Below are 26363 nucleotides of genomic sequence, written 5' to 3'. Positions count from 1 at the left end.
GCGCCGTACGCAGCGCACCGTCAAGAGAGCGGACCGTGACGTGACCGGCGGACGAGAAGGAGGCGGGATGGCAGGGATGGACGGGGCGGCGGCCGAGGCGGCTCACGCCGAACTGCTGGGCGCGCTGGCGGGCAGACCCCTGGTCGTCGTCGACCGGTACAGCACCGCCCTGCGCACCGGTTACACCGGGCCGATGCCCATCGAGGCGCTGCGCCCCGCGCTGGGCATCGGCTGCTACTCGGCGTGGGACCCGGCGCTGCCCGGCATGGTCGTCGCCGCGGAGGAGCACACGGGCAGCCGTTCGGTGCCCGAGCGGCGCGGCTGGCTGCGGCGCGTGCGCCACGACGCCGCCCGGCACCTGGTCAAGCTGGACCGCCCGCCCGTCATCGCCACCTGCCATGCGGGCGCCCAGCTCCAGGAGCTGGCGGGCCCTGGCGGCACGGTCGCGGCGATCGACGCGGGCGTGCGTGCCACGATCGAGGCCAGGCACCTGTTCGACGACCTGCTGCGCGCGGCGGGGGTGCCGGCCGTGGCGCGGATCCGCTGCGTACCGGCCGAGCGGCTGCCGAGCCTGGCGGAGCTGCGGCGCGCGGTCGGCGCCGAGCGGGTCGTGGTGCAGGCGGGCGGCGTCTCCGGCGGGCGTGGCACCGTGATCGTCTCGGGCGACGACGACATGGCCAGGGCGGCGCGGCTGCTGGGCCCGTACCGGGTGGCCGCGTACGTGGAGGGCTGGCCGTGCGCCGTCACCGTGCTCAGCGTCCCGGACGGCGCGGGCGGGGTCAGCGTGTACGTGGACCGGCCCTCGCACGAGACGACCGGCGTCCCCGAGCTGGGCGTGGGCCCGCTGTGCAGCGCCGGCCACGACTGGTCGCGCCCGTGGCCGGTGCCGGCCGCCGCGCTGCTCGTCGAGTGCGCGGAGCGCATCGCGGTCTGGGGATGGCGCAGGTACGGCGTCGCCGGGCTGTTCGGCCTGCGTGGCCTGATCACGCCGAGCGAGCGGGTCTACCTGTCGGCGATCAGGTGGCGCTGCGACGAGAGCACCGAGGTGTCGGCGGCCAACCAGCAGGCCGTCGGCGTGCCCCCGTTCGTGCTGGCCCACCTCGTGGTGATGCTGGGCGGGCGGGTGAGCTGGCTGGCGGACCCGCAGGAGTTCAACCACGTCAGCCTGCTGCGCGCGACCCAGCGCGGCGGCCCGTTCTCCATACGGGTCCGGCTGCGCGGCGAGTCCTCCGTACGGGTCGCGGCCGGCCAGGGGCCCGGCGTCTACCGGCTGGACCGCGACGACCACCCGCGCTGGGTCCGCCGCGCCGCCCACCCGTCCGCCGCCCGCGCCGACCACGGCGAGTTCCTGCTCGCCGACCTGCCGCCCGCGGACGTGGTCTGCCATCCCGGCGCGGACCTCGCCACCGTCGAGGCCGTCACGGACGGCGCCACGCAGCCTTTCCACGGGCCGGCCAGCGCGTCACCGTTCGCGCGCCGGGTGTCGGCGGCCGTCGAACGGCTCTTCGCCCCCGGCTGAGCCGCGCCGGCTCACCGATCGGCACGACCTCGCGCATCGACCCGGGGCGCCTGAAGGCGATCTGAGGTGACGTGGGGCGACCTGGGGCGACCGGAGATGACCGGAGATGACCGTTGGTGATCGGCGGGCGCGGGGTGAACGGGGGCGAAGCGCACGTCGGGCCCGATGGCGAACCACGCACCGGGCCCGGCGGCGAACCGCTCAGCGCAGGCCGATGGCGCTCTCCCAGAACCAGTTCCACCGGATCTCATCACGGAAGCGGGCCGCGCCCGCCTCGTACAGCACGCCGATCGCGCCGTTGCCGAGTAGCGCCATGTCCGAGTACCCGGCGTGGTCCGCGTCGATCCGCACGCCGGCGTTGTCGGTCGTGCCGTTGTAGTTGCGCCAGGTCGCGCCCTCGTCGAAGGAGGAGCGCACGTTCATGCCCACCGCGTTGTTGTTCGTCTTGGGGGTGGCGGGCGCCGACAGCAGGATGCGCGTGTACGGGCCGCCGTCCCAGCGCTGGCGGAGCAGGGCGGGGTGGGTGGGCGGCGCGGTGATGGCGCTGTCGGCGCGGAAGCCGCCGTCGAAGGTCAGCCCGCCGTCCCTGCTGACGCCGCGGGCCAGGCCGTGCACGGAGGTCTGGTCGTCGGGGACGGCGCCGTTGCGCGCGATCACGAGGATGCTGCCGTCGGTCCGCTCGACCAGCGTCTGCTCGCCCAGCTTGAGCACCGCCTTGTCGTACGTGGCGGTCGCGCCGATCTTCCAGGAGCCGCCGTGGTCGTCGCTGTAGACCAGCCGTACGCTCTGCCGGCTCCCCACGGCGAAGTAGACGGGCACGACGAGCCGGCCCGCGTGCTCGCCGCGCGTGAGCTGGATCCCGTGCCCCGGGCCGGTGGCGAACCAGTCGCCCGCCCCCGCCGGGGCCTTGATCTCGTCGGACAGGTCGTCGGGCGCCGACCACGTACGCCCGTCGTCGGTGCTGACCTGGACCTTCGGGGTGCGGGGCGTGGTCTGGGTCGGGGTCGGCTCGGAGGTCGTGAACAGGAACACCGGGCCGGCGGAGTCGGCCACCACGGTCGCGTTCCCCTGAAGTGCCGCCCCCGCGGTGCTCGCCAGGACGGTCCTGCTCGCCTCCCAGGTCACGCCGTTGTCGGTGGAGCGGCGCATGACGACGTCGAACGCGCCGTGGTCGGCGCAGTTGTTCCTGTTGCGCCGCTCCGCGAAGGCGAGCAGCACGTTCCTGGCGGTCCTGACGACGGCCGGGAGCCGGTAGCAGGTGGTGACCGTCGCTCCGGTGGCCGGGTCGGTGCTGGTGTACTGCCTCCACAGGGTCTGCTTGTGCCAGGTGTGGGTGGGCGGCTGCGCGGCCGCGGCGGGCGAGGCGGTGACCGCCACGGCCACGACGGCGCCGATCGCGGCGCCCAGCGTGCGTAATCTCTGCATGATCGCCTCCATCTCGCAGTGATGATCCCCACGCCGGCGCCGCGGCCAACCTCCTCGATCAGTAGCCGACGGTGAAGCGCCGCTGGACGTGGCGGGGCAGCTCGGCCTCGTCGAGGACGGCGACGGCCAGGTCCTCGGCGGAGATGTCGCTGGTGCCGTCCTCGCGTACCAGCAACTGGTCGCCGCCCACGCGGAACCTGCCGGTACGCCGGCCGGGCTCGACGCGGGCCGCCGAGGGGCTGAGGTAGGTCCAGTTGCGGTTGGACAGGCGGTAGAGCGCCAGCGCCTCGCGGTGGGCGAGCACGACCTTGACGTACTCCTCCGGGACGCCGAGATGCTCCGGCAGTCCTTCGGCGAAGCCCTCGGTGTCCACCACCTGCAGCCCTGGGCGTACCTCGAGGCTTCCCGCTCCTCCGACGACGATCAATCGGGCGGCGGGGTGCGACTCCAGCGCCTGGAGCAGCGACCGGGCGGCGGCGGGCAGCACGTGGGCGTTGGCGATCGTCTCAGCGATGTCGCGGCCGGCGTTGAGCGCGTTCACGATCACGTCCAGCCCCGCGACGGCGGCCGTCACACCGGGCACGTCCTGGACGTCGGCGACGCGCCAGGCGACCTCCCCCGCGTCGGCGGGCAGGCGGGAGGCGTCCCTGGTGAACGCGGTGACGTGCTGCCCGCGTCGCACCGCCTCCGCGACGACCCGCGACCCGATGACGCCCGTGGCTCCGAACACTCCGATACGCATGAACCCGCACTCCTCCGTGTACGGCGTTCAGTCACTGAACGCCGTGTAGTTAGTGAGCACAGCTTAGACACTGAACGCGGTAGGGTGTCAACGTGATCGACGGGAGCAGGCGGGAGCGGCTCCGGGCCCAGACGGTCCGGGAGATCAAGGAGACCGCCATGGCGCTGCTGGCCGAGGGCGGGCCGGGCGCGGTCACCCTGCGGGCCATCGCGCGCCGGATGGGGATGACGGCCGGGGCGCTCTACGGCTACTACGCCACCCGCGACGACCTGCTCACCGCCCTCATCGACGACGTCTACACCGGGCTCATCGACGAGATCGACGAGGCCTGCGGCGCCCTGCCCGCCGAGGACGCCGCCGGGCGGCTGCTGGCGTGGGCGGAGACGTTCCGCGGCTGGGCCACCGCCAACCCCGAAGGGTTCCGGCTGGTCTACGGCGAGCCGGTCCCGGACTACCGGCCACCGCCCGGCGGGCCCGCCCCGGAAGCGGAGCGCCGCGCCTGCGCCGGGCTCGTCACGCTCGTGGCCGCGGCCTGGCCGCACGCCGCCGGCCGGCAGCCCGAGGGCGGGCACGACTGGTCGGACTTCGGGCCCGGCCTCGCCGACGAGGTCCGCGCGTCACATCCGGGGCTGCCGCCCGCCGCCGTCGCGCTGGCGCTGCGGGTGTGGGGGCGCATGCACGGGCTCGTCGCCCTGGAGGTGCACGGGCATCTGCGTACGCAGACCCGGCATCCGGAGAAGTTGTACCGGGAGGAGATCCGCGACCTCATCACCTCCCTGGGGCTGCCCGCCGGCCGTTGAACCGGGCAGCGCGGGACGGGCGGCTCTGGACGGGCCGGGCGGTCCTGGGCCGGTCAGGTGGTGGCGAGGATGCGGGCCAGGGCTTGCAGGGTGTCGAGCGGGGTGCCGGGTGGCGGGGAGACGCGGAGGACGGGCTCGCGCAGGTGCAGCGGGGCGCGAGCCGTAGGGACGACGCCCACCAGCAGGGACGCCTCGGCGGCGCGGGCGGCGGCGCGCTCGGCCGTGTCGCCGGGCGGCGGGGTGAGCGTGACGAGGGCCGAGGGCTCGTCGAGCGGCTCGGCCACCCGCCAGCCGCCCGCCCCGTCGAGCAGGCCGCGTGCCGTGCGGCCCAGGTCGGCCAGGTGGGCGTGGACGGCGGCCGGGCCGAGCACGTGGTGCTCCTGGGCCGCGACGCCGAGCCCCACCCTGGCGGCGATGGGACCCTCCGAGCTCTCGTAACGCGCCGCCCCCTCAACCGGCACCACGCCGGCCCACTGCGACGCCTCCCCTCCCCGAGCCCGGCCGCCGCCCTCCGGCCACGGCTCGTCCCACACGCCGCCGGGCTCCGGCGGGAGGTCACTCCAGAGGTGGCCGCTGAGGGTGGGGGCCGGAGCGTCCATGGCCGGGGTCAGGCCGGGCACGATCAGGAAGCCGACGCCGCGGGGGCCGGCCAGCCACTTGCGGGAGGTGCCCACGTAGGCGGTGGCCCCCGCTCCTCGTACCTCCACGTGCCCCAGCGACTGGCAGACGTCCAGTACGAACGGCACCCCCGCCGCCCGGCACAGGGCCCCGATCTCCGGCGCCGGTTGCACGACGCCGTGATGGGAGCCGAGGTGCGAGACGACCACGAGGTCCAGCCCCGACGCCAGCCGGGCCCGTACGCCGTCGGGGTCGATGCGGGCGTCGCCGTCCACCGGCAGCTCGACGAGCCGCCAGCCGCGCCGGGCGGCCAGGCGGCGCAGCAGCATCAGCGTGCTGCCGTACTCGGTGCGCGCGCAGCCGACGCGGCTGCCCGGGCCGAGCCGCCATCCACCCAGCAGCGCCGCCATCGCCGCCGTCCCGCTCTCCAGGAACGCCACGTGCCCCGCCCCCGCCGCCACGCCCGCCGGCCCCGCCGCCACACCTCCTGGCCCTACCGGCACGCGCCCCGGGCCCGCCGCCGCGCCTCCCGGCCGCACCGGCGCGTCTCCTGAGGCGCCGTCGTCCGGTCGGGGGCCGACGAGGGCGGTCAGGGCCGAACGGGCGGCGGTGAGGTCGGGGACGGCGCCGTAGCCGCCACGTTCGCGTTCCAGCCGCAGGTGCGCCGTCATCGCGTCGAGCACCCGATCGCTCGGCACGTTGCACCCGGCCGCGTCGAGATGCCCGGGAGGCACCACACCCCGCGCCGCCCGCCACCTCCTGGACACGGCCTCCGCCCCGAACCCGCACCCGGCCTCGGGCCCGGCACCGACGCCGACCGCGGAGCCGGGGCCGGTACCGGGCGCGGAGCCGGGGGGCGCGGGGGTGGTCACGCCTCGGCCAGGACCAGGGCGAAGTCCTCCGACGGGTCGGTGTAGTGGCGGCGTACCTCGAAGCCCGCCGCCGCGAGCTCCGCCCGCAACCCCTCCGGCCGGAACTTGGCGCTGATCTCGGTACGCATCTCCTCCCCCGCCCCGAACGGCACCGCCAGCCCGAGCCCGCCGACCCGCACCCGCATCTCCCGCGAGGCCCGCAGCCGCATCTCGATCCAGTCGTGCCGCTCGTCGTACAGGGCCACGTGCTCGAACGCCTCGGGCTCGAAGTCCGCGTCCAGCTCCCTGTTGATCACGCGCAGCACGTTCCTGTTGAACTCGGCCGTCACCCCCGCGGCATCGTCGTAGGCGGCCACCAGCCGTCCCCTGTCCTTGACCAGGTCGGCCCCGAGCAGGAACGTGTCCCCGGCCCGCAGCGTGGCCCGCAGCTCCTTGAGGAACACCGCGCGGGCGGCCGGTTCGAGGTTGCCGATGGTGCCGCCGAGGAAGGCCACCATCCGCCGCCCGTTGCGGGGCAGCAGCGCCAGGTGGCGTTCGAAGTCGGCGCACACGGCCCGTACGGCCAGCCCCGGGTAGCGCCCGGCCAGCCGGTGCGCCGCGGACTCCAGGGTGACGGCGTCCACGTCCACCGGCGTGTAGCCGCGCAGCGTGCCCGCCGCCGCCAGGGCGTCCAGCAGCAGCACGGTCTTCTCGCTGGTGCCCGAGCCCAGCTCGACCAGCGTGTCCGCGCGGGAGACGGCCGCCACGTCGGCGGCCCGCGCGCGCAGGATGGCCAGCTCGCGCCGGGTCGGGTAGTACTCGGGCAACCGGGTGATACGGGAGAACAACTCGCTGCCGGCGGCGTCGTAGAACCACTTGGGCGGCAGCCACTTGGGGCTGGACGTCAGGCCGGTGGTGACGTCGTGTTCGAGGGCCTGGCGCAGGTAGTCGCGGTCAAGATGGCTGATGACGTGCACGGTGGACTGGGTGACGGGCACGAGGCCTCCTGGAGACGGGTTCACAACGGCTGGACGGTCACGTCGTCGCGGGTGACGGTCAGCAGGCTCCGCTCGGGCACGGCCTGCCAGCCGGCCAGGTCGTCGAGCGGTTCGCTGGCCACCAGCACGCCGTCGTGGAGTCGGTGGTGGAACAGGGTGTCGCCCCAGACGGTCGCGGCGATGGTCGTGCCGTCGGTGGCGAGCAGGTTCAGGCGGGCGGCGGGGTCCTTCTCCCCGGCCCGTTGGACGACCTCGGCCAGCGCCTCGCCCAGGCCGGCGCCGGCGCGCCCGCGCTGGAAGACGGCACCGGCGACCCAGGCGGCGTCGCAGGTGCTCTCGGCGCCGTCGCAGAGGTCCTTGACCGCGTCGCGGGCGACGCGGCCGTTGTGGCTGAGCAGCCAGGTACGGTCGGTGAACGGCGCGGTGGCGCTCTCCTCGACCGGCATGCCGACGGTGGCCGAGCGCACGGCGGCCAGCAGGCACGTCGAGCGGGCCACCGCGGACAGGCCCGCCAGGTTGGCGTCGGTCCAGATGGGCACGGAACGGCGGTAACGCACCGGCTCGGGACGGCCGGGGGCGTACCAGCCCATGCCGTACCCGTCGGCGTTGATCAGCCCGTGCCGCTGGCGGCGGGGCGCGTACGACTGCTTGAGCAGCCCGTACTCGGGCTCGTCGATGAGCGAGGTGAGCGGGCGCTCGGCGCCCAGCCAGGCGGCGTGCCTGCACATCTCACACCAGCTCCGACCGGGCGCAGCGGAAGCCGGTGAAGATCTGCCTGCGGATCGGGTAGTCCCAGTTCCTGAACGTGGTGCGTACCGCCGCCGGGTCGGCAGCCCAGGAGCCGCCGCGCAGCACGCGGTACTCCTCGCCGAAGAACACCTCGCTGTACTCCTTGTACGGGAAGCTGCGGAACCCCGGGTACCCGTGGAACCAGGAGCCGGTCCACTCCCACACGTCCCCCACCATCTGCTCGGCCCCGTAGGCGCTGGCCCCCGCCGGGTACGCGCCGAGGGGGGCGGGGTGGGAGGCGCGGTGGCCGAGGTTCGCCAGGGAGGGGCCGGGGTCGGCCTCGCCCCACGGGTAGCGCCTGGACCGATGCGCCTCGGGGTCCCAGCCGCACGCCTTCTCCCACTCGGCCTCGGTGGGCAGCCGCTTGCCGGCCCAGCGCGCGTAGGCGTCGGCCTCGTACCAGCTCACGTGCTGGACGGGCTCGTCCATGGGGACGGGCTCGACGCGGCCGAAGCGGGTGCGGTGCCAGGCGCCGCCGTCCCTGGTCCAGAACAGCGGGGCGGTGATGCCGCGGCGCTGCCGCCACTGCCAGCCCTCGGGGGTCCACCAGCGCGGGTCGTCGTAGCCGCCGTCCTCGATGAACGCCAGGTACGCGCGGTTGCCGACCGGCAGCCGGTCGATCCAGTAGCCGGGCAGGTCCACCCAGGTGGCCGGGCGCTCGTTGTCGTAGGCCCACGGCAGCGTGTCGGTGCCCATGAGGAACGGCCCGGCCGGGACGTGCACCTCCTCGGGGCCGCCGGCACGGCCCGGCGGCAGGTCGCCGTCGCGGACCAGGCCCGGCCGGCCGGAGAGCTGCAGGGTGGCGAGCATGGTCTCGTCGTGCTGGTGCTCGTGCTGGATCACCAGGCCGAACACGAACCCGTCGCGGTGCAGCGGCGACGGGCCCTCCAGGTCGATCGAGTCGAGGACGTCGAGCACGCGGCCGCGTACGCCCTCGATGTAGCCGCGCGCCTCGACGGGGCGCAGGAACGGCAGGCTGGGGCGGTCCTTGCGCGGGGTCTTGAAGGCGTCGTAGATGTCGTCGATCTCGGGGCGGAGCGGGGTGATGCCGGCGGCGGCGCGCAGCACCCAGAGCTCCTCGTAGTTGCCGACGTGGGCCAGGTCCCAGACGAGGGGGGACATGAGGGGGGAGTGCTGGCGTACCAGGAGGTCGTCCTCGGCGGCCGTGTAGGTGAGCGAACGGTCGCGCACCGCGATGAGCTCCCTGGCGATGCGTTCCTTGATGTCGTTCATGCGCGTCCTTCGTGTCCGTGGTCGTGCCTGGGATCGTCGGGCGGGGTGCCGGGGTCGTGGTGGTCCAGCCACGCCGGGGACGGGTGCCGCGCCGCCGGGTCCATCAGGTCGCTCGCCGGCGAGCGGCCGGTGCTGACGTGCCGGTCGGCGAACGCGGCCACCGCTCCGACCAGGGCGGCGTCCGCGCCGAGCCGCGGCAGCGCCTCCAGCGCGGCGCGGAAGCACGCCTCGGCGGCGTCCCTGAGCCGCGGGTCCGCCAGCCCGCACCGCGCGGCCCTGTCCCATTCCTCCTGGTACGGGGCCGTCTGCCGGGACGCGACGGCGGCCATCGCGACGTCGGCGGCGCGGTCGTCGGTGATGAGGGCGTGGGTCACGGCCACGCACACCGGCCAGCTCGCCGGATGTTGCGCGTCCAGGTAGCGGATCTCCAGCCACCCCCGGGGCCGGACCGGCGGGAAGACGGTGGTGGCGTGGTAGGCGAGGTCGTCCGGCGTGGGTCGTCTCCCGCCGCCGCCCTCCAGCCAGTCGCGGAACGTCGAGCCGTCGCGTACCGGCCGGTAGCGCTCGGCGTCCTCCCGCACCAGCATCAGCCGGGCGTCCAGCAGGTACGCGGCCCAGTCGGCGACGGGGTCGCCCGTGACCGGGACCGGCCTGGTCCTGGTGGGGTCGAGGTGGTTCCAGACGTCCTGGCGTCCCGACATCCACCCGTACGGCCTGCCCCCGCTCAGCGGGGAGTTGGCGAAGGCGGCGAGCAGCACGGGCCCGAGCGCGTGCGCGCGCTCCCACCGGACGGCCGGCCGGCGCCCGAAGTCCAGGTTGACCTGGATCGACGCGGTGGAGCACATCATCAGCGGCCCGTACGGCGCCCCCAGGAACTCGGCCATCGCCTCGTAGCGGGGCAGGCCGAGCTGGCGGCACGGGGGACGCACCGGGTCGAGCCCCACGCCGCCCAGCGCCAGGCCGGCGGCGCGCAGCCCGTCACGCACGACGGCCACGTCGGCGGCCAGGCGGGACACCGTGTCGGGCAGCGAGCCCGCGGGCCCGGACAGCTCGACCTGGCCGCCCGGCTCGAACGTCACCCGGCTGCCGCCCGGCAGCTCCGCGGGCAGGGCCCGCCGGGTCCGCTCCAGCGGGACGTGCCCGCCGGGGTCCGCGCGGTCGAAGACGAGGAACTCCAGCTCCACGCCCACCCGGTCGCCGGCGGGACGGAAGCACCGGCGCGCGTGCTCCGCCACCTCCGTGGCATCGCGCAGCGGCGTGCTCTCGGCCGTTACCCCGATCATCGTCTCCCCTTCGCCGGCGCCGCAGGTCGTGCTGGCGCGCACGGGACTACAGAGCCGGGAGGCGCGGGATCGTTACACACGAATTTCCGCGTAACGGATGGGGCGCGCCGGGCACTGTGTGGCATGGAGGAGGGTTCACTGGGCTGCACCGAGGTGCTCGCCCTGGTCACGGAGTACCTGGACGCGGCGCTCCCGCCGGGGCGGCAGCGGACGGTCGCGGACCATCTGGAGGCGTGCCCGGGGTGCTCGGCGTGGCTGGCGCAGCTGCTGGCGACGATCGCGGCCCTGGGCTGCCTGCGCGACGGGGTCATCTCACCGCCGGTGCTGGCCGCGCTGCGGCGGAGCTTCGCGGGACGGGGCGTCACGGGCGAGGACGCCTGCCCGGGCAGGGGTGTTACGAGTGATGGCGGTGGCGCTCGCGGAAGGCGGACATGAGCCGATCGCGGACGGGCGCCGGCAACTTCTCCTGCGGCTGGTCGCCGAGCACGTTGATGGTGGCGCGGAACTGCTCGAAGTAGCGCCCGCACCCCTCGCAGCAGGACAGGTGCGCCTGCATGCCGTCGCGGGACGGCTGGTCGAGGGCGTCCTCGAGGTAGGCGGTGAGAAGTTCCGCCAGCTCGTCGCAGGTGAACCGCTTCACGACGTTGACCGCCCTCGTCTCTGGGATGAACCGTTTCACTTATTGTCGCCGTTGCGCGGGCCTGGTGGGGCCGCGCGATGTCATTCGGGCTGTTTGACCGACTCGTAGTAGTCCGCCAGCCAGCCGCGTACCGCGGTGCGGGCGCGATGCAGCAGGACCCGCTGGTTGGCCGCGGAGATCTCCAGGATCTCGCAGACCTCGTCGGAGGTGCATCCCTCCACGTCGCGCAGGGAGATCACGACCCGCTGCCGGGGCGGCAGCCGGCCGAGGGCCTCGGCGATCAGCACGCGCACCTCCGCCGCCAGCGCCTCGCCCTCGGGCGTCGGCCAGGGTGCGGCGAACTCGGCCGGGCCGCCCTGGGCCGAGCCCCGGAACGGGCCGCCGTCCTGCTCGAACGCGCTCCACGGCAGCGTGCGGCTCTCCCGCACGCCGCGCTTCTTCGCGGTGTTGACCAGGATGCGGAAGACCCACGTCTTGACCGAGGAACGCGCCTCGAAGGCGTCGATCCCGTCGATCACCGCCAGCCAGGTGTCCTGCACGACCTCCTCCGCGGAGTGGTCGGTGGACACGTACGACCTGGCGACCCGGAGCATGCCTCTGGACCAGGTGTCGAGCAGCGCCGCGAACATCGCCTCGTCGCCGGCGCGCAGGGCACTGACGACGATGTCATCCGGGGGCAGCCCACCGCCCTCGAAGGACCCCACGATCGCTCCCCCTCCGGTCGCACGCTGGGACATCTCACCTCAAGGAGCCGGGCCCGAGCCCGGCGCCGCCCCACCTCGGGACGACACCGCTCAGGTTAATCTCCCCCACTGACGTTTCCCCGCTGACGGGGTGCGTAGCCGTGACTTGGGAAGCTGTCCGGAAGGGCGGGCCCATCGTGGCGGCCGGAACGCCCGCAGGGCCTCGGGAAGGGCCCCGCGGGCGTGGCTGGCGTCGCGTCAGCGCTCGCCCGCCGGTTCCCCGACCGGCTCGGGCTGCGCGGGGGCGGCACGCAGGCGGTCGCGGCGGTTGGCGAGCAGGCTGGTCACCGTGACGACGACCAGGACCGACACGATGACCCCGAGCGAGGCCGGCGTCGGGATCTCGGGCACCCACGCCCAGATGCCGTGCGCCCAGTGCAGGACGAGCTTCACCCCGATGAAGGCGAGGATGACGCTGAGCCCGTGGTTGAGGTGGCGGAGCTTGGTCAGCACGCCCTGGAGGACGAAGTACAGCGCCCGCAGCCCCAGCAGCGCGAAGGCGTTGGTGGCGAAGACGAGGAACGGGTCGTCCGTCACCCCGTACACGGCCGGTACGGAGTCCACGGCGAAGACGACGTCCGTGGCCAGGATCGCGACGGCGGCCAGCGCCAGCGGGGTGAGCGCGAGCCGGCCGCCTTCACGGACGGCCAGCCGCGAGCCGCGGTAGTCGTCGGTGACGGGGACGAAGCGGCGCACGAGCCGTACCGTGCGCATGGAGGAGATGTCCACCTGCTGCTCGCCGCCGCGCAGCACATCCTTGATGATCTTGCCTGCGGTCACGATAAGAATCCCGCCGAACAGCAGGAACGCCCACGTGCCGCTCTGCAGCGCGGCGGCCCCGAGCCAGATGAAGACGACGCGCAGGACGAGCGCCCCGACGATGCCGTACAGCAGCACCTGCCGGGCCAGCGCGGACGGCACCGCGAAGGCCGCGAGCAGCAGCATGAACACGAACAGGTTGTCCACCGACAGCGACTTCTCCACCACGAACCCGGTGAAGAACTCCACCGCCACGCCACCTCCGTGCCCGGCCCACAGGTAGCAGCCGAAGAGCACGGGCAGCAGCAGGTAGAAGACCGACCAGCCGGCGGACGCGCGCATGCTCTCCTCGCGCGGTCGCCGGGTGATCAGCAGGTCCACCACCAGCAGCAGCAACAGGACCGCGACCGTGACGGCCCAGAGAGCCGGTGAAGCGATGGTGCGCAGCTCGACGGCATGCGAAAATGTCCCCGCGGACATGGGAATACCTCCCTCGAACAGTTCCAACCGTTCGAGGTCTCCTTCACCCAGCGGGTGGCCGTCCGGGGACGTGCGGGACGTCCGTAATGACCGGGCCGGCGCTTGCGAAGTACTCCCCTCGCCGGGTTCAGACTAGATCAGAGGGGGACATGCCTTCGCCTGGAGGGGTCTCCCAAGCCGCGCTTGACGGGACAATTGAACGAAATTTTAAATTCGGTCATGGGACGCATCGCGGGAGTCACCGCCGCGGAGACGCGCGAGCGGCTGCTGCGCGCCGCCGCCGAGGTCTTCGCCGAGCGCGGGTACGACGGCACGCGCGTGGCGGACATCGCCGCCGCCGCGGGGGTGAGCAACGGCGCCCTGTACGCGCACTTCGGCTCGAAGGCGGAGCTGCTCGTGGCCGCCCTGCGCGTGCACGGGCGGCACCAGCTCGCGAGCCTGTTCGTCGCCGACCCCGACCGGTCGGTCACGGAGCTGCTGCTCGCCATCGGGCGCACGCTGACCCGCCGGCGCGACCCCCTCGGTTATCTCGTCGTGGAGGCGCTGGTCGCCGCGCGCAGGGACGAGGACGTGGCCGGGCCGATGCGCGACTACGTCAGCGAGCGGGCCGCCTGGATCGCCGGCCTCGTACGGGTGGCGCAGGGCGACGCCGAGCTGGACGCCGGGCTGTCGCCGGACGCGGTGGCGCACTTCTGCCTGCTGCTCGGGATGGGCAGCGCGCTGGTCACCCCGGATCTGCACGGGGTCGGCGACGAGGAGTGGGCGGCGCTGCTGTCCCGCATCGTCACCGCCCTGGCCCCGCAGGACGAACCGACCCCGCGGGAGCAACCGGCCACGCAGGAAAGAACGGCCGCGCAGGAGAACCCGGCCGCGCGGGAGAACCCGGCCACGCAGGAGAGAACGGCCACGCGGGAGCAGCCGTGAAGACAACCGGTTGCGGAATCTCCCGCGACTGGTGGCCGCCCTGGAAATCACCGTCGCCGTGGTGTTCGCTGACGGCGACGTTCCTCCGCAGAGGGAGAAGCCATGACCGCCACGCCGCACCCGCTCGACCCGCTGACGCCCGGCGAGATCGCCGCCGCCCGGACCGTGCTGGCCACCGCCGGGCTGCTCAAGGACACCACCCGCTTCGCGTACACCGGGCTGGAGGAGCCGCCCAAGGACGCGCTGCTCACCTACTCGCCGGGGACCCCGCTCGACCGCAGGGTCCGGGTCCTGCTGCTCGACCTCGCCGGGGCGGCGCCCCGTGACGTGATCGTCTCGCTCACCAGGGGGACGATCGACGTCGACCGCACGCTGGACCCCGCGGTCGACGGCCAGCCGCCCGTGCTGGACGCGGAGTTCGGGATCGTCGAGGAGGTGCTGGCGACCGACGAGCGGTGGATCGCCGCGCTCAAGAGCCGCGGGCTGGACGTCGCCAAGGTCAGGGTGGCGCCGCTGTCCGCCGGCGTGTACGCCGACGAGTACCCCGGCGAGTCGGGCCGCCGCATCCTGCGCGGGCTCGCCTTCGTGCAGGAGCACGAGAAGGACCACGCCTGGGCGCACCCCGTGGACGGCCTCGTCGCGTACGTGGACGTGCTGAACCGCACCGTGGACCAGGTGATCGACTCCGGCCCCGTCCCGATCCCTTCGGTCTCGGGCAACTTCGACGACCCCGCCGTCACGGGTCCCCCGCGCACCACGCAGCGGCCCATCGAGATCACCCAGCCCGAGGGGCCCAGCTTCACCCTCGAAGGGAGCCTGCTGCGCTGGGAGAACTGGTCGCTGCGGATCGGCTTCGACGTCCGCGAGGGGCTCGTCCTGCACCAGATCGCCTTCCACGACCGGGACGCCGTCCGCGAGCGCCCGATCGTGCACCGGGCCTCGATCGCCGAGATGGTCGTGCCCTACGCCGACCCGTCCCCCACCCGCTCCTGGCAGAACTACTTCGACGCCGGCGAGTACCTGTTCGGCCAGTACGCCAACGCCCTGGAGCGGGGCTGCGACTGCGTCGGCGAGATCACCTACCTCGACGCCGTCATAGCCGACGAGCGCGGCGCCGCGCGCACCCTGCCGAACGCGATCTGCCTGCACGAGGAGGACCACGGCATCCTGTGGAAGCACACGGACCTGTGGACGGGCTCGGCGGAGGTCCGCCGCCAGCGCCGCCTGGTGCTGTCGTTCTTCACCACGGTCGGCAACTACGACTACGGCTTCTCCTGGTACCTCTACCTCGACGGCACCATCGGGTTCGAGGTCAAGGCGACCGGCGTGCTGTTCACCTCCGCCTACCCGCGGGGCGGCTCCGCGTACGCGACGGAGGTCGCGCCCGGCCTGGCCGCGCCCTACCACCAGCACCTGTTCTGCGCCCGCCTGGACATGGCGGTGGACGGGCCGGCCAACCGGGTGGAGGAGGTCGAGGCGGTCCGGGTCCCGATGGGGGCCGGCAATCCGCGCGGCAACGCCTTCACCTTCCGGCGCACCCCGCTGACGAGGGAGAGCCAGGCCCAGCGCGACGCGGACCCGTCAGCCGCGCGCACCTGGCACATCACCAACCCCGCCTCGCTCAACGCGCTGGGCAGGCCCGTCGCCTACGCGCTCCAGCCGGAGGGCAAGCCGGTGCTGCTGGCCGATCCCGGCTCCTCCATCGCGGCGCGGGCCGCCTTCGCGACCAGGCACCTGTGGGTCACCGCGTACGACCCGGACGAGCGTTACCCGGCCGGTTTCCTGGTCAACCAGCACCCGGGCGGCGCCGGGCTGCCCGCCTTCGCCGCCGCCGACCGCGACCTCGACGGCCGCTCGCTCGTCGTCTGGCACGTCTTCGGGCTCACCCACGTTCCCCGGCCCGAGGACTGGCCGGTCATGCCGGTGGAGCACACGGGCTTCACGCTCAAGCCGGTCGGCTTCTTCGACCGCAACCCGACGCTGGACGTTCCCCCGCATCACGGGCACGGCGCCTGACGGTCACTCGGGAGCGTCGTTCACGCGGACGCGGGCCGTCGTGGAGGTGCGCGCCATCAGGTCGGGCTGGAAGATGACCTGGCGGTGCTCGTGGTCGCCGGCCTGGTTGGCCTCCTCCAGCAGGAGCGTGGCGGCGGTGTGCCCGAGCTGCTCGCGCGGCTGCCTGATGGACGACAGCGGCACCGCGGCCGCCGCGGCGAAGTCGATGTCGTCGTAGCCGATGATGGCCAGGTCGGCGGGCACCCGCAGCCCGCGCAGCGTCATCTCCTGCAGCACCCCGATCGCGACCAGGTCGTTGGCGCAGAAGACCGCGGTGGGCCTCTCGCCGGGGGGCAGGCCGGCGATCTCCTTGCCGACGATGCGGCCGGTGGCGACGGTGAGGTCGGGCAGGGGGATCACGGTCAGCGTGTCGTCGGGGCCGAGCACGCGGGCCAGGCCGTCGCGCCGCTCGCGTACCTGCCGGACGGTGAACGGGCCGCCGGCGAAGGCGATCCGGCGGTGCCCCCGCTCGCGTAAGTGCAGGCCGGCCAGCCGGCCCCCGAGCACGTCGTCCACCGCGACGGCGCAGCCGCCGCTGTGGCCCGCCGAGCTGTCGAAGCGCACCACCGGGATGCCGCGCGCGACGAGCCGGCTCAGCCGCTCCTCCTCGCCCCTGTCGTTCACCGGCGTGATGAGCACGCCCAGGGGCCGCTGCTCCTCGAACGTCTCCAGCAGCCCCGCCTCGCGGCCGGCGTCCTTGTTGCTGTTGAACACCATCACGGTGACGTCGGCCTGCTGGGCGGCGGTCTCGACGCCGCGCAGGACGTCGATGAAGAACGGGTTCGAGAGATCGAGCGCGACCACCCCGATGATGCGGCTCCGCCCCGCCCGCAGCTGCCGGGCCGAGCCGTTGCGCACGTAGCCGAGCCGCTCGATCGCCTCCTGCACCCGCAGCCGGGTGTCGGGCGCGACCATCTCCGGCCGGTTGAGCACGTTGCTCACGGTGCCGACGGAGACCCCGGCGAGCCGGGCGACCTCTTTCATGCTCGACATCGTTCCTCGAGTCCCGTGAGCGGCGCGAGCGTGTTGTCCGCTGTGATCATAGCGCAGCCACTCAAAGGGGTTTGGAACGATTTGAGCACGCTCCTGCCCGTCCTGCCCGTCGTTCTCTTCGGCGTCAGGCACGGCGGGTTCGTCGTCCGTCCAGCATCGAAGGTCTGCGTTACCTGAACGCGGTGAGGAACGCCTCGGAGGCGAGGTCGTCGGCCGCCCGGCCGGGTGGGCGCTGCATGCGGCGGGAGCGGGGATCTCACTGTGGTACCGCACGCGGCTGCGTGCCACGAGATGACGGTGCGGCGGATACGCGATTGTGATCTTCGTACGATGGGCTTGACCCCCGAGACCATCCGTGCCTAGATCAAGATACTCACCCGCCCCACGCGCCCCGGAGGACACCCCCGCATGGCATCGGCAGGAACGTGCCGGAAATGCTGAACGACCAGGCCGAAGAGCGGCGGCGCCGTCGCCGCGGGCTGGCGCTGCGGATCTCCGCCCTGCTGGTGGGCGTCCTCCACCTGGTGCTCGCCGCCGTCCTGATCGCCCTGCCCGGCAACTCCCCCTCCCTCGACCCCTTACCGCCGGACACCGGCGGGGAGACCGCCGACGAGGCCCGCACCGGGCGTCCGGTGGTCGCGATCAGCCCCCACTCGGCCTCCGCCCCCGCCGACCCCACCGCCTCCGGCCCCGTCGAGCCCGCCGCCTCCGGCCGCCCCTCGACCGTCCCGCAGGCCGCCACCGCCCCCTCCATCCCGCAGACCAGCCCCCGCTCCAGCCGGAGCCCGGTCCGCGAGAGGGACGCCGTGCCGCCGTCGGAAGGCGCCCGGGAAGCGTCGAGGACCGCTCCGGCGAGCACGCCGACGACCGGCAAGACGAAGGCGGCCCGCCCGACCCGGACCCCGTCCCCGGCCGTCGCCCCCAGCTCGGAGCACGTACCTCCGGGCCAGACACGCGAGCCCCCGGGCCGGGTCCAGGGCAACGGCCCCGCCACTCCGCCGGGGCACAACAAGTAGGGCTGGGCGGCGCCCCCAGGGGATCACCACCCCCGAGGGGCGCCCAGGGCCACCCCAGGCCGCCGCCCCCGGCAGGTCTCAGCCTCCGATCGCCGGCGCGCTTTCGAGAACGGCCTCGGCCCTGGTGTCCTGTCTCGGCGTCAGGGTCGTGAGCAGGCCCACCAGATGGTCCGCGATCGCGGAAATGGTCGGCTGCTGCCACAGCAGGGTCGCGGGGAGGCGGCAGCCGAAGCGCTTCTCCAGCCGCCGCCTGACCATGACGGTCATCACCGAGTCCAGCCCCTGCTCGACGAGGGGACGCCGGACGGCCAGATCCTCCGTGGCGAGCCTCATCACGGCCGCGATCTCCGCGCGGACCTCCGTCTGGACGTGCTCGCGCAGTTCCTCCGGCGGCAGGCCGGCGAACGAGTCCCCGGGTTCCCGGAGCTCCTCCTCGGCCGCCGCCGGCGCGTCGATCACCGGGTAGCGGAGCCCGGACAGGTGTCCCACCACGCGGCCGTCGGCGTCGGCCAGGAGCGCCTGTACGGTATCGTCGCCTGCCGGGTCGACGGCCGCCTCGATGATCACGGTCTCCGGCGGCGCGCCGGTCAGCACCACCTCGTCGATGTGCACCACCATGCGCAGCACCGGGTCGCCGGGGAACACGCAGGGAGCCACGGACATCACCGCGTCCAGCGCCGGCGCCCACGTCGGCGGCGCCTCACCCGGCTGCCCGTCATCCGGCTGCCCGTGATCCGGCTGCCCGGTGCGGACCGTGGCGCGGAGTACCCCGTCTCCGCTCAACAGCGTCTGGATCGTCCATTCGAAGCCCGTCGTGGGGACGCCGACCGCGGCCAGCCGCCGGTGCACGAATCCGGTGTCGAGCGGGGTGAGACCGGTCGCATCGGCATCCGGCAGCACGTCGGGCAGCGCATGCGCATGGCCACGCACCGCCCCGTTAGGGTGAGCCGTCCCGTTGCCGTGAGCCACCCCATTGCCCTGCGCCGTCCCGTTGCCGTGAGCTGCCCCGTTGCCCTGGGCAGCCCCGTTGCCCTGCACCGCCCCGTTACTCTGCATCGCCCCGTTGCTCCTGGCCGCCGCATCGCCGCGAGCCGCCACGGACGCTGTGACGTGAACCAGCCAGGCGGGTTCCGGCTCGCCGGGCCCGGCCGGTGTGCGCGCCGCGAGCCGGATCGCGGGAGGCTCGTGGACGACCTGGATCTGCCTGCGTTCCGCGGTCATCAGCGGATGTGTCATCTCCACGTCGGTGAGGACGGGAAGGGCGCCGTCCGGGCCCGCGACCGCGCGCAGGAACGTGTTGACCAGCACGGCGGCGGGCACGATCTCGACCCCGTTGAGCGCGTGGCTGCCCGGGTAGGGCCGGTTGGCGTCCTCCAGGCTGGTCCGCCACAGCCGCGCCCGGCTGCCCGCGAGGCTCGTCCCGGCGCCGAGCAGGGTGTGGGAGCGCACGTCGTGACCCCGGTTCTCGTCCTCGCCGCCGGAGCCGTCCCGCCAGTGGCGGCGGTGCTGCCAGGCGTACGGCGGCAGGTCGGCCAGGCCGCCGGACGGCTGCAGGCGGCTCCAGTCCACCTCGACGCCGTGGCAGTGCGCCAGGCCCAGCGCCGCGAGGAGGGTCGATCGCTCCGGCTGGTTCCGGCGCAGTGACGTGCCGACGAACACGTCCTCGAAACCGGTCTCCGCGAGCGTCTCGGTGACGGAGTGCGCGACCACGGGGTGCGGGGAGATCTCCAGGAAGGCGCGGTAGCCGTCCTGGGCGGCGGCCTCGGTCGCCGCGGCCAGCCTTACGGGGTCCCGGAGGTTGGCCGCCCAGTACCCGGAGTCCAGGACGGGCGTCGATCGGGGGTCGGCCAGCACGGTCGTGTACATGGGGATGCGGGGCGCGCCGAACGACAGATCGGCGGTGGCCGCCGCCAGTTCGACGGCCAGGGGCTCCATGTGGGGGCTGTGGAAGGCGACGTCCGACGCCACCCGGCGGGCCACGATGCCCTCGGCCGGCCACTCGTTCAGCACCGCCTCGACCGCGGCGACGTCCCCGGACAGCACGGTGGAGCCGGGCGCCGACGAGATCGCGGCGACCAGGTCGGTACGGCCGGCCAGCCGCTCGGCCGCCTCCTCGAAGGACAGGCCGACCATGACCATGGCCCCCTGGCCCTCCGCCTGGCGCAGCAGCCGGGACCGGCGGCAGATCAGGCGCGCGCCGTCGGCGACGGACATCGCGCCGGCAGTCACCGCCGCCGCGATCTCGCCGACGGAGTGCCCGATGACGGCCTTCGGAGCCACCCCGTACGCGTTCCAGAGCCGGGCGAGGCCCAGCTGCATCACGAAGATCATGGTCTGTACGCGGTCGATCCCGTCCAGCTCGCCCTCGGTCAGGACCTGCCGGGGAGAGAAGCCGATCTCCTCGGCGAAGATCGGCTCCACCTCGTCGACCAGGGCCGCGAACTCCGGCTCGGTGGCGAGCAGTTCCCGCCCCATGCCGCGCCACTGGCAGCCCTGCCCGGAGAACACCCAGATCGGCCCGGGGCCGGAGTCGGGCAGCACGTCCCCGGTGAGGACGTCCTCGGACGGCAGGTCCTGCGCGAGCCTGCGCAGGTTCGCGGCCAGCTCGCCCCTGTCCGCCGCGATCACGACGGCTCGGCGGGCCAGGTGGGAGCGCCGCAGCGCCAGCGTGTGCCCCGCCGAAGCCAGGTCGAGCCCGTCGAGCCCGTCGGCCAGCGTGCCCGCGTACTGGCGCAGAGCCGTCCGCGACGCGGCCGACAGCGGGAACAGGCGCTGCCCCGCCCCCTCGCCCCGAGCCGCGTCCGCGGCGGGAGGGGCCTGTTCGAGCAGGATGTGCGCGACGGTGCCGCCGTACCCGAAGCTGGAGACGCCCGCCCGGCGCGGGTGGCCGCGGTCCGGCCAGGCCGACCGTTCGGTCACCACGCGAAGCCCCGAGGTCTCCCACGAGATGGCCGGGTTCGGGGTGGTCAGCACGCTCGGGGGGATCTCGCCGCGGTCGAGGGCGAGCACCGCCTTGATCACGCCGGCGATGCCGGCGGCGCCTTCGAGGTGGCCGATGTTGGACTTGACCGAGCCGATGAGGCAGGGGTCGTCAGGGGAGCGTCCCGTGCCGTACACGGCGGCCAGCGCCTCCGCCTCGAGCGGGTCGCCCAGCCTGGTCCCGGTCCCGTGCGCCTCGATGTAGTCGACCGTGGCGGGCGAGATGCCCGCCTGCCGGCAGGCCCTGGTCATCACGTGTTCCTGGGCCGTCCCGCACGGGGCCATGATGCCGTTGGTGTGCCCGTCCTGGTTCACGGCGCTGCCGATGACGAGGGCGAGGATCCGGTCGCCGTCGCGCCGCGCGTCGGACAGCCGCTTGAGCACGATCACGCCGCAGCCCTCGCCGCGCCCGTAGCCGTCGGCCGAGGCGTCGAACGACTTGGACCGCCCGTCGGGGGCCAGGGCTCCGGCGGTGCCGAGCGTGAGGGTCTGGCCCGGGGTGACCAGCAGGTTGACGCCGCCGGCGAGGGCGACGTCGCTCTCGCCGAGCCGCAGGCTCTGCGCGGCCAGGTGCAGCGCGACCAGCGACGCCGAGCAGGCGGTGTCGATGGCCATGCTGGGGCCGCGCAGGTCCAGGGAGTAGGAGATGCGGTTGGCGACGGCGCAGGTGGCGGCGCCGATCCCGGTCCACGCCTCGATCTGGGGCAGGTCCTCCAGCAGGCGGCCGCCGTAGTCGGCCGTGCAGACCCCGACGAACACCCCGGCGTCGGTGCCGGCCAGCTCGTGCGGCGGCAGGCCGGCGTGCTCCAGCGCCTCCCACGCGGTCTCCATCAGGATGCGCTGCTGCGGGTCCATCAGCTCGGCCTCGCGGGGCGACAGGCCGAAGAACTCCGCGTCGAAGCCCTCGATGTCGCGCAGGAAGCTGCCGTGACGTACGGCGTCGCGCAGCGCGGCGGCGTACTCGGGGCTGTGGTTCTCGTAGGGGCGCCAGCGTTCGGCGGGCAGCGGCCGGGTCGTGTTCCTGGCAGCGCTCAGCAGGTCCCAGAATGCGTCCGGTGAGCCGGCGTCGCCGGGGAAGCGGCATCCGATCCCGACCACCGCCACCGGTTCCACCCGTACTCCGCTCGGACTATCGACCATCGCGTTCGTTTCCCTTCGATGACGATGTTTCACGACCATGCAGGCGTATCGAGAATCTTGATCACGGCGCTGGAGACGGTGACCCCCGGGCCGGTGCCGAGCATCAGCAGGTGGTCGCCGGGGCCCAGCTCCCCCGTCAGCAGCAGCCGGTCGAGGGCCAGAACCTGGTCGCTGGCGCCGCAGTGGCCGATGGTGCGGCCGTAGCCCCAGGTCGATCGGGACATGGGCAGGTCGAGCACGGCCATGCACCGCTGCTCGACGATCTCCTCGGAGTAGTTCATGAAGGCCACCCGGGCGAGATCGCGGGCCTCGATCCCGCTCTCGGCCAGCGCGCGCTCGACGACGTCCATCAGCGCCCGCTGGATCTTGAACAGGGCGGCGGTGGCCTCCCCCTTGGGCATGACCTGCTGCCTGAACTGCTCGTTCCTGGCGCCGAAGCTCATCCGGCGCCCGACGGTGACGCCGGGCGGGAACAGCGGCTCGGTGCCGCGGTGCAGCTCCTCGGCCTCGGCCACGGTCACCGTGCAGACCGACATCAGGCGGGCGAAACCCGCCTCCTTCGTGAGCACGAGGGCGCTGGCGGCGTCCCCGCCGATGTAGCCGGGGCCCATGCGCCACCGGTCCATCAGCGGGGTGCCGTAGTTGTCGGCGGCGACGAGCAGGGCGGCCTGCCGTCCGGGAGCGGCGTCCAGGTAGCTCGCCGCGAGTTCGAGCGCGATGAACATCCCGTTGCAGCCCTGCCGGATCTCGGTGGCCAGGACGTCCCCGCCGACCAGGTGGCGCTGCAGGTAGGAGTGCGGGGGCCAGCCGTCCGGGCCCTGGTGCCACGTCGAGGCGTACAGGAGGAGATCCAGGTCCGCCGGTGCCCGGCCGCTGCGCTTGAGCGCGCTCTGCGCCGCGTGCAGGGCCATCTCCGGAGCCGGTACGTCACCGGCCACCGCCGCCCCGGCCAGGTTGTGCAGCTCGGCCTCCTCGGCCGGGTACCAGCCCTTGGCGACGGCCTTCTCGACGCTGACGACGGTCCGGGGGAGGAAGGCTCCCACCCCGCTGATGTACGTGTCCGCCCACTGCATGACTGCGCCCCTCGCCCCGGCTAGACGGATTCGAGTTCTCTGACCATCGCCACGATGGTCACGACGTCCCTGAAGTTCTCGGGGTCGAGCTTCGCGGCGGGGATCGGGACGCCGACGTCCTTCCTGAGGAAGTTCAGCAGCCGCGCCGTCCGCAGGGAGTCCAGGAGGCCCGACACCAGGAGCGGGGTCGTCTCGTCGACCTCGATGTCGTCGCCGTCCTGGACGAGGTTCTCCTGGATGAAGCCGACCAGCCGCTGCGTGAGGTCGGTCATGCGTGTGCTCCTCTCGTGACGGGAACGCTGGACAGGACCCGGAACGCGGCCGCGGCGACCGACGTCCCCGAGCCGAAGCCGACCATGAGCAGGTGATCACCGGCCACGAGCCCGCCGGTCGCGATCAGGTGCTCGAAGGCGATGAACTGGTCCACCGCGCCGCAGTGGCCGACGCGCCGCCCGTAGTCCCACGTCGTCTGCTCCTCCTCGATGCCCAGCCAGGACATCTGGCCGTCCAGGTCCTCGCGGCGGCCGTGCGGGAACGCCACCCGGGTGATGTCGGCGAACCCGATGCCGGCCTCGTCCAGGGTCTGTTCGACCTGCTGCATCATCGTCTTCTGGATCGTCAGGTGGATCCCGGTCCCGTGCGCCTTGAGCAGCCGCTGGCGGAACTCCTCGTGCCGGTCCCCGAAGCTGAGCCCTCTCCCGACGGTGGCGTCCGGGGGGAACAGGGGGTAGCCGCCGTCGTTGACGGCGTCGGCCTCCGGGATCGTGGTCACGTTGACCGCGAGGAGCTCGGCCATGCCGTACTCCTTGCCGAGGACGAGCGCGCACGCGGCATCGCCGATCACCGCCCCGGGCGTCATGCGCCAGCGGTCGACCAGCGGGGTGCCGTGGTTGTCCGCGGAGACCACCATCGCCGTCTCCCGCCGCGGGTCGGCCTGCAGGTAGCTCGCCGCCAGCTCCAGCGAGCTGATCATCCCGACGCAGCCGCTGCGGATCTCGAACGCCGGCACGTGCCCGCCGAGGAGATGCATCTGCAGGTAGTGCTGGGGCTGCCAGCCGTTCGGACCCTGGTGCCAGACCGACGGGTAGAGCAGGAGATCGAGCTCCCGCGGGGAGGATTCGCCCCAGCGGTCGTAGGCGTCCAGGACCGCGCGCCGGGCCATCTCCGGCGCGGGCACGTCGCCGGCGACCGCCGCGCCGATCTGCTGGAACCGCTCGACCTCCTCGGCCGGGTACCGGCCCTCCCGCACCGCCTGCTCGACGCTCACGATGTCCGGCACGAAGACGCCGAGGCTTCTGACGAACATGTTGGATGTACGCACACGTCCCCTAACTCGTCGACGATCGCCGCGCCTGCGGGCACGGCGTGGAAGGGCGTGGAAGGGCGCCGTCGATGCGACGGAGCACCAGGGAGAACGGCGTGAACAGGACGGCGGCGGGATGGGCGACGCACATCCCGAAATCTCGCCGTCGGCGATTTGTATGGGAAATTCGGCTAAGCGCACGCAGCGAGCCGACGAAAAATATCGTGAATACGGAGTCGGCGGTCAGACGAGGGTCAGCTGGTAGGTTCTGCAATTTCCGCCGGTCGGCGAAGAGCCGGAACCAATGGCCGTCACGAGTTCCGCTCTTTCATCGGTCGGCACAGAGGAAAGGATAGGGCCGGCCCTCGAGTAAATCAATATAACGTCCGAAATCTGGACGACGTCATTCCGTGATCGGGGATCGGCGGAACGTGTCGAGTTAGGAAATGCACTTTTCTCCGCCGAGCTGCGGTTTCTCCGCCTGGATGGTTCCAGGGCGTGTTTCCGAAATTGGGCCCGGCTCAGCCGGACACCTTGGTGCAGGCGATGCCGTTGAGCCTGAACTCGGCGGGTGTGGCGTTCGTCCCGCTGTAGGTGGCCTCGAAGCCGAAGCTGGTGCTGGAGCTGGCGCCGATGACGGCGTTGTGGCCGGCGTCGCGTGCGGTCACCTGGGTGCCGGACTGGGTCACCGTGGCGTTCCAGGCGGTCGTGACCTGCTGGTTGCCCGGCCAGCCCCACGTCAGGACCCAGCGGTCGATGGGGGTCGTGCCGGTGTTCCTGATGGTCACGCTGCCGGTGAAGCCTCCGTTCCAGGTGGTGGTGGCGTAGGAGACCTGGCAGGAGGTGCCCAGCTTGAGCCCGCCGCGCAGGAACTGCTCGAAGGTGTCCCAGGTGGGGTTGGGCGAGCCGACCTGGGTGGTCCCGTGGCAGTTGGTGGTGGTGTAGCTGGTCTGGGTGCCGAAGCGAGCGGGGTCCATGACGTCGCTCTTGCCGTGGTCCGCGCCGGGGATCGAGATGAACTGGGCGTTGCCGCAGCTCGCCTTGATCTTGTTGTAGAGCAGGACGCTCTGCCCGTGCGGCACCAGGAAGTCGGCCTGGCCGTGCAGGAACAGCAGCGGCGGGTCGTTGGCGTCGACGTAGTTGATCGGGTTGGCCAGGGCCGTCTTGTCGGGGCAGGTCTGGATGGCACAGCCGATCAGGAGGGATTCGGGCGAGGCGGGAGAGTCGTGGTCCAGCCCTCCGCCCGGCAGGTTCTGCGCGTTCATCTGGAGGAAGTCGGTCGGGCTGTAGAAGGCGAGTCCCGCCTGCACGGCGCTGGAGACGCCGGTCGTGCCGACGGTGCCCTCCAGCGCCGGCACGCCGCCGGTCAGGGTGGCCATCTCCGTCAGCCAGCCGCCCGAGGAGTCCCCCATCATCGCGAACCGGTTGGGGTCGAGCTGGTACGTGGCGGCGTTGGCCCGCAGCCACCGGATGGCCGCCTTGACGTCGTGCACCTGGGCCGGGAAGACCGCCTGCGAGCTGGACCGGACGCTGACGCCGGCGACCGCGAACCCCTTGGCGTTGAAGACGGCGGCGATCGCGTCCGCGCCGGCCTTGCCGTCGTCGCTCGACCACGCGGAGCCGCTGTGCCAGATCAGCAGCGGCCGGGGGGTGATGCCGCCGGACGGCAGGTAGAGGTCCAGCAGGTGCCCCCTGGAGCCGGCCGGCTGGGCGGGGGCGTAGGCGATGTCGCTGATCACCTGCGCGGCGCGGGCCGGTGGCGAGAGGGCGAGCGACACACCGAGGGTGACCAGCATGGTCATGACCATGCCGAGGATCGAGGCCGTGCGGTTACGAGCATGCATGGTGCGCCTCCGGTGTTCGGATGATCGCCGCTTCCCCGTGGCCGTCCAGATCTCCTCCGGCGCCGGGCGCCCGTGATGGGCACGCCGGCTGTGGCGCCCGCGAGAACGCCCGCCCCCGTTCGAGTTCTGGTCTCGCATCGATATGGCCGAAGTGAC

At 73.2% G+C, this 26363-nt stretch carries 22 protein-coding genes; 6 read left to right on the top strand and 16 right to left on the bottom strand.

Annotated features, from left to right (window positions below; translation table 11 throughout):
* Positions 1-67 precede the first annotated feature (67 nt).
* Positions 68-1519 (top strand): hypothetical protein, encoded by a 1452-nt coding sequence (locus AB0I79_RS30420; RefSeq protein ID WP_357879936.1) that lies wholly within the window; start codon positions 68-70, stop codon positions 1517-1519.
* Between the two features lie 201 nt (positions 1520-1720).
* On the opposite strand, the gene AB0I79_RS30415 is transcribed toward AB0I79_RS30420, so the two are convergent.
* On the bottom strand, positions 1721-2944 hold the full coding sequence (locus AB0I79_RS30415; protein WP_357879933.1) for a sialidase family protein: 1224 nt from the start codon (positions 2942-2944) through the stop codon (positions 1721-1723).
* Between the two features lie 58 nt (positions 2945-3002).
* Complete coding sequence (locus AB0I79_RS30410) at positions 3003-3686, bottom strand: NAD(P)H-binding protein (RefSeq protein ID WP_357879930.1); 684 nt, start codon at positions 3684-3686, stop codon at positions 3003-3005.
* A 92-nt stretch (positions 3687-3778) separates the two neighbouring features.
* Here AB0I79_RS30410 and AB0I79_RS30405 point away from each other — a divergent pair, with 92 nt between their 5' ends.
* Complete coding sequence (locus AB0I79_RS30405) at positions 3779-4486, top strand: TetR/AcrR family transcriptional regulator (RefSeq protein WP_357879927.1); 708 nt, start codon at positions 3779-3781, stop codon at positions 4484-4486.
* 53 nt (positions 4487-4539) lie between these two features.
* Here AB0I79_RS30405 and AB0I79_RS30400 read toward each other — a convergent pair whose 3' ends face one another.
* Genes AB0I79_RS30400 through egtA form a run of 5 tightly spaced genes read right to left on the bottom strand, consistent with a single transcriptional unit; the run spans position 4540 to position 10258 of the window.
* Entirely contained in the window at positions 4540-5976 is a 1437-nt protein-coding gene (locus AB0I79_RS30400; protein ID WP_357879923.1) for an aminotransferase class V-fold PLP-dependent enzyme, read from the bottom strand.
* Positions 5973-6953 (bottom strand): L-histidine N(alpha)-methyltransferase, encoded by a 981-nt coding sequence (gene egtD, locus AB0I79_RS30395; protein WP_357879920.1) that lies wholly within the window; start codon positions 6951-6953, stop codon positions 5973-5975. Before egtD ends, AB0I79_RS30400 begins: the two co-directional genes overlap by 4 nt.
* Before the next feature lie 20 nt (positions 6954-6973).
* Positions 6974-7681, bottom strand: coding sequence for an ergothioneine biosynthesis protein EgtC (gene egtC / locus AB0I79_RS30390; RefSeq protein WP_357879917.1), 708 nt, complete (start codon positions 7679-7681; stop codon positions 6974-6976).
* 1 nt (position 7682) lies between these two features.
* The gene (gene egtB / locus AB0I79_RS30385; RefSeq protein ID WP_357879914.1) at positions 7683-8975 is read right to left on the bottom strand and encodes an ergothioneine biosynthesis protein EgtB; all 1293 of its coding nucleotides are present in this window, start codon (positions 8973-8975) and stop codon (positions 7683-7685) included.
* On the bottom strand, positions 8972-10258 hold the full coding sequence (gene egtA / locus AB0I79_RS30380; RefSeq protein ID WP_357879911.1) for an ergothioneine biosynthesis glutamate--cysteine ligase EgtA: 1287 nt from the start codon (positions 10256-10258) through the stop codon (positions 8972-8974). The genes egtB and egtA overlap by 4 nt, the downstream gene beginning before the upstream one ends.
* Before the next feature lie 123 nt (positions 10259-10381).
* Between egtA and AB0I79_RS30375 the strand changes: the two genes are divergently transcribed.
* Positions 10382-10693 (top strand): zf-HC2 domain-containing protein, encoded by a 312-nt coding sequence (locus tag AB0I79_RS30375; RefSeq protein ID WP_357879908.1) that lies wholly within the window; start codon positions 10382-10384, stop codon positions 10691-10693.
* Here the strand turns inward: AB0I79_RS30375 and AB0I79_RS30370 are convergent.
* From AB0I79_RS30370 to AB0I79_RS30360, 3 genes are all read right to left on the bottom strand, one after another.
* Positions 10653-10898: a zf-HC2 domain-containing protein gene (locus AB0I79_RS30370; RefSeq protein ID WP_357879905.1), complete on the bottom strand. Its 246-nt coding sequence runs from the start codon at positions 10896-10898 to the stop codon at positions 10653-10655. The two genes, AB0I79_RS30375 and AB0I79_RS30370, sit on opposite strands and share 41 nt — an antisense overlap.
* Before the next feature lie 80 nt (positions 10899-10978).
* Positions 10979-11602 carry an RNA polymerase sigma factor gene (locus tag AB0I79_RS30365; protein ID WP_357879902.1) on the bottom strand — a complete coding sequence of 208 codons (624 nt, stop codon included), beginning with the start codon at positions 11600-11602 and terminating at the stop codon, positions 10979-10981.
* 237 nt (positions 11603-11839) lie between these two features.
* Positions 11840-12880 carry a TerC/Alx family metal homeostasis membrane protein gene (locus tag AB0I79_RS30360; protein WP_357879899.1) on the bottom strand — a complete coding sequence of 347 codons (1041 nt, stop codon included), beginning with the start codon at positions 12878-12880 and terminating at the stop codon, positions 11840-11842.
* Positions 12881-13099: 219 nt separating this feature from the next.
* Between AB0I79_RS30360 and AB0I79_RS30355 the strand changes: the two genes are divergently transcribed.
* Both AB0I79_RS30355 and AB0I79_RS30350 read left to right on the top strand, forming a co-directional pair.
* Entirely contained in the window at positions 13100-13804 is a 705-nt protein-coding gene (locus AB0I79_RS30355; RefSeq protein ID WP_357879897.1) for a helix-turn-helix domain-containing protein, read from the top strand.
* A 102-nt stretch (positions 13805-13906) separates the two neighbouring features.
* Positions 13907-15820 (top strand): primary-amine oxidase, encoded by a 1914-nt coding sequence (locus AB0I79_RS30350; protein ID WP_357879894.1) that lies wholly within the window; start codon positions 13907-13909, stop codon positions 15818-15820.
* Positions 15821-15823: 3 nt separating this feature from the next.
* Here AB0I79_RS30350 and AB0I79_RS30345 read toward each other — a convergent pair whose 3' ends face one another.
* Entirely contained in the window at positions 15824-16843 is a 1020-nt protein-coding gene (locus AB0I79_RS30345) for a LacI family DNA-binding transcriptional regulator (protein ID WP_357879891.1), read from the bottom strand.
* A 443-nt stretch (positions 16844-17286) separates the two neighbouring features.
* Here AB0I79_RS30345 and AB0I79_RS30340 point away from each other — a divergent pair, with 443 nt between their 5' ends.
* The gene (locus AB0I79_RS30340; RefSeq protein ID WP_357879888.1) at positions 17287-17868 is read left to right on the top strand and encodes a hypothetical protein; all 582 of its coding nucleotides are present in this window, start codon (positions 17287-17289) and stop codon (positions 17866-17868) included.
* Positions 17869-17946: 78 nt separating this feature from the next.
* On the opposite strand, the gene AB0I79_RS30335 is transcribed toward AB0I79_RS30340, so the two are convergent.
* The 5 genes from AB0I79_RS30335 to AB0I79_RS30315 all read right to left on the bottom strand — a co-directional run bounded on the left by AB0I79_RS30335 (position 17947) and on the right by AB0I79_RS30315 (position 26207).
* Entirely contained in the window at positions 17947-21960 is a 4014-nt protein-coding gene (locus AB0I79_RS30335; RefSeq protein ID WP_357879885.1) for a beta-ketoacyl synthase N-terminal-like domain-containing protein, read from the bottom strand.
* A 56-nt stretch (positions 21961-22016) separates the two neighbouring features.
* Positions 22017-23060, bottom strand: coding sequence for a ketoacyl-ACP synthase III family protein (locus tag AB0I79_RS30330; RefSeq protein WP_357879882.1), 1044 nt, complete (start codon positions 23058-23060; stop codon positions 22017-22019).
* Positions 23061-23080: 20 nt separating this feature from the next.
* On the bottom strand, positions 23081-23332 hold the full coding sequence (locus AB0I79_RS30325; protein WP_357879879.1) for an acyl carrier protein: 252 nt from the start codon (positions 23330-23332) through the stop codon (positions 23081-23083).
* A complete protein-coding gene (locus tag AB0I79_RS30320; protein WP_357879876.1) occupies positions 23329-24366 on the bottom strand; it encodes a ketoacyl-ACP synthase III family protein in 1038 nt (345 codons plus the stop codon). Before AB0I79_RS30320 ends, AB0I79_RS30325 begins: the two co-directional genes overlap by 4 nt.
* A gap of 518 nt (positions 24367-24884) precedes the next feature.
* A complete protein-coding gene (locus AB0I79_RS30315; protein ID WP_357879873.1) occupies positions 24885-26207 on the bottom strand; it encodes a cellulose binding domain-containing protein in 1323 nt (440 codons plus the stop codon).
* Positions 26208-26363: the final 156 nt, after the last annotated feature.

Origin of the sequence: Nonomuraea sp. NPDC050202, assembly GCF_040656115.1 — a bacterium.
Lineage (GTDB): Bacteria > Actinomycetota > Actinomycetes > Streptosporangiales > Streptosporangiaceae > Nonomuraea.
Note: the sequence above shows the minus strand (reverse complement) of the source record. Positions and strands in the feature narration are given on the sequence as shown.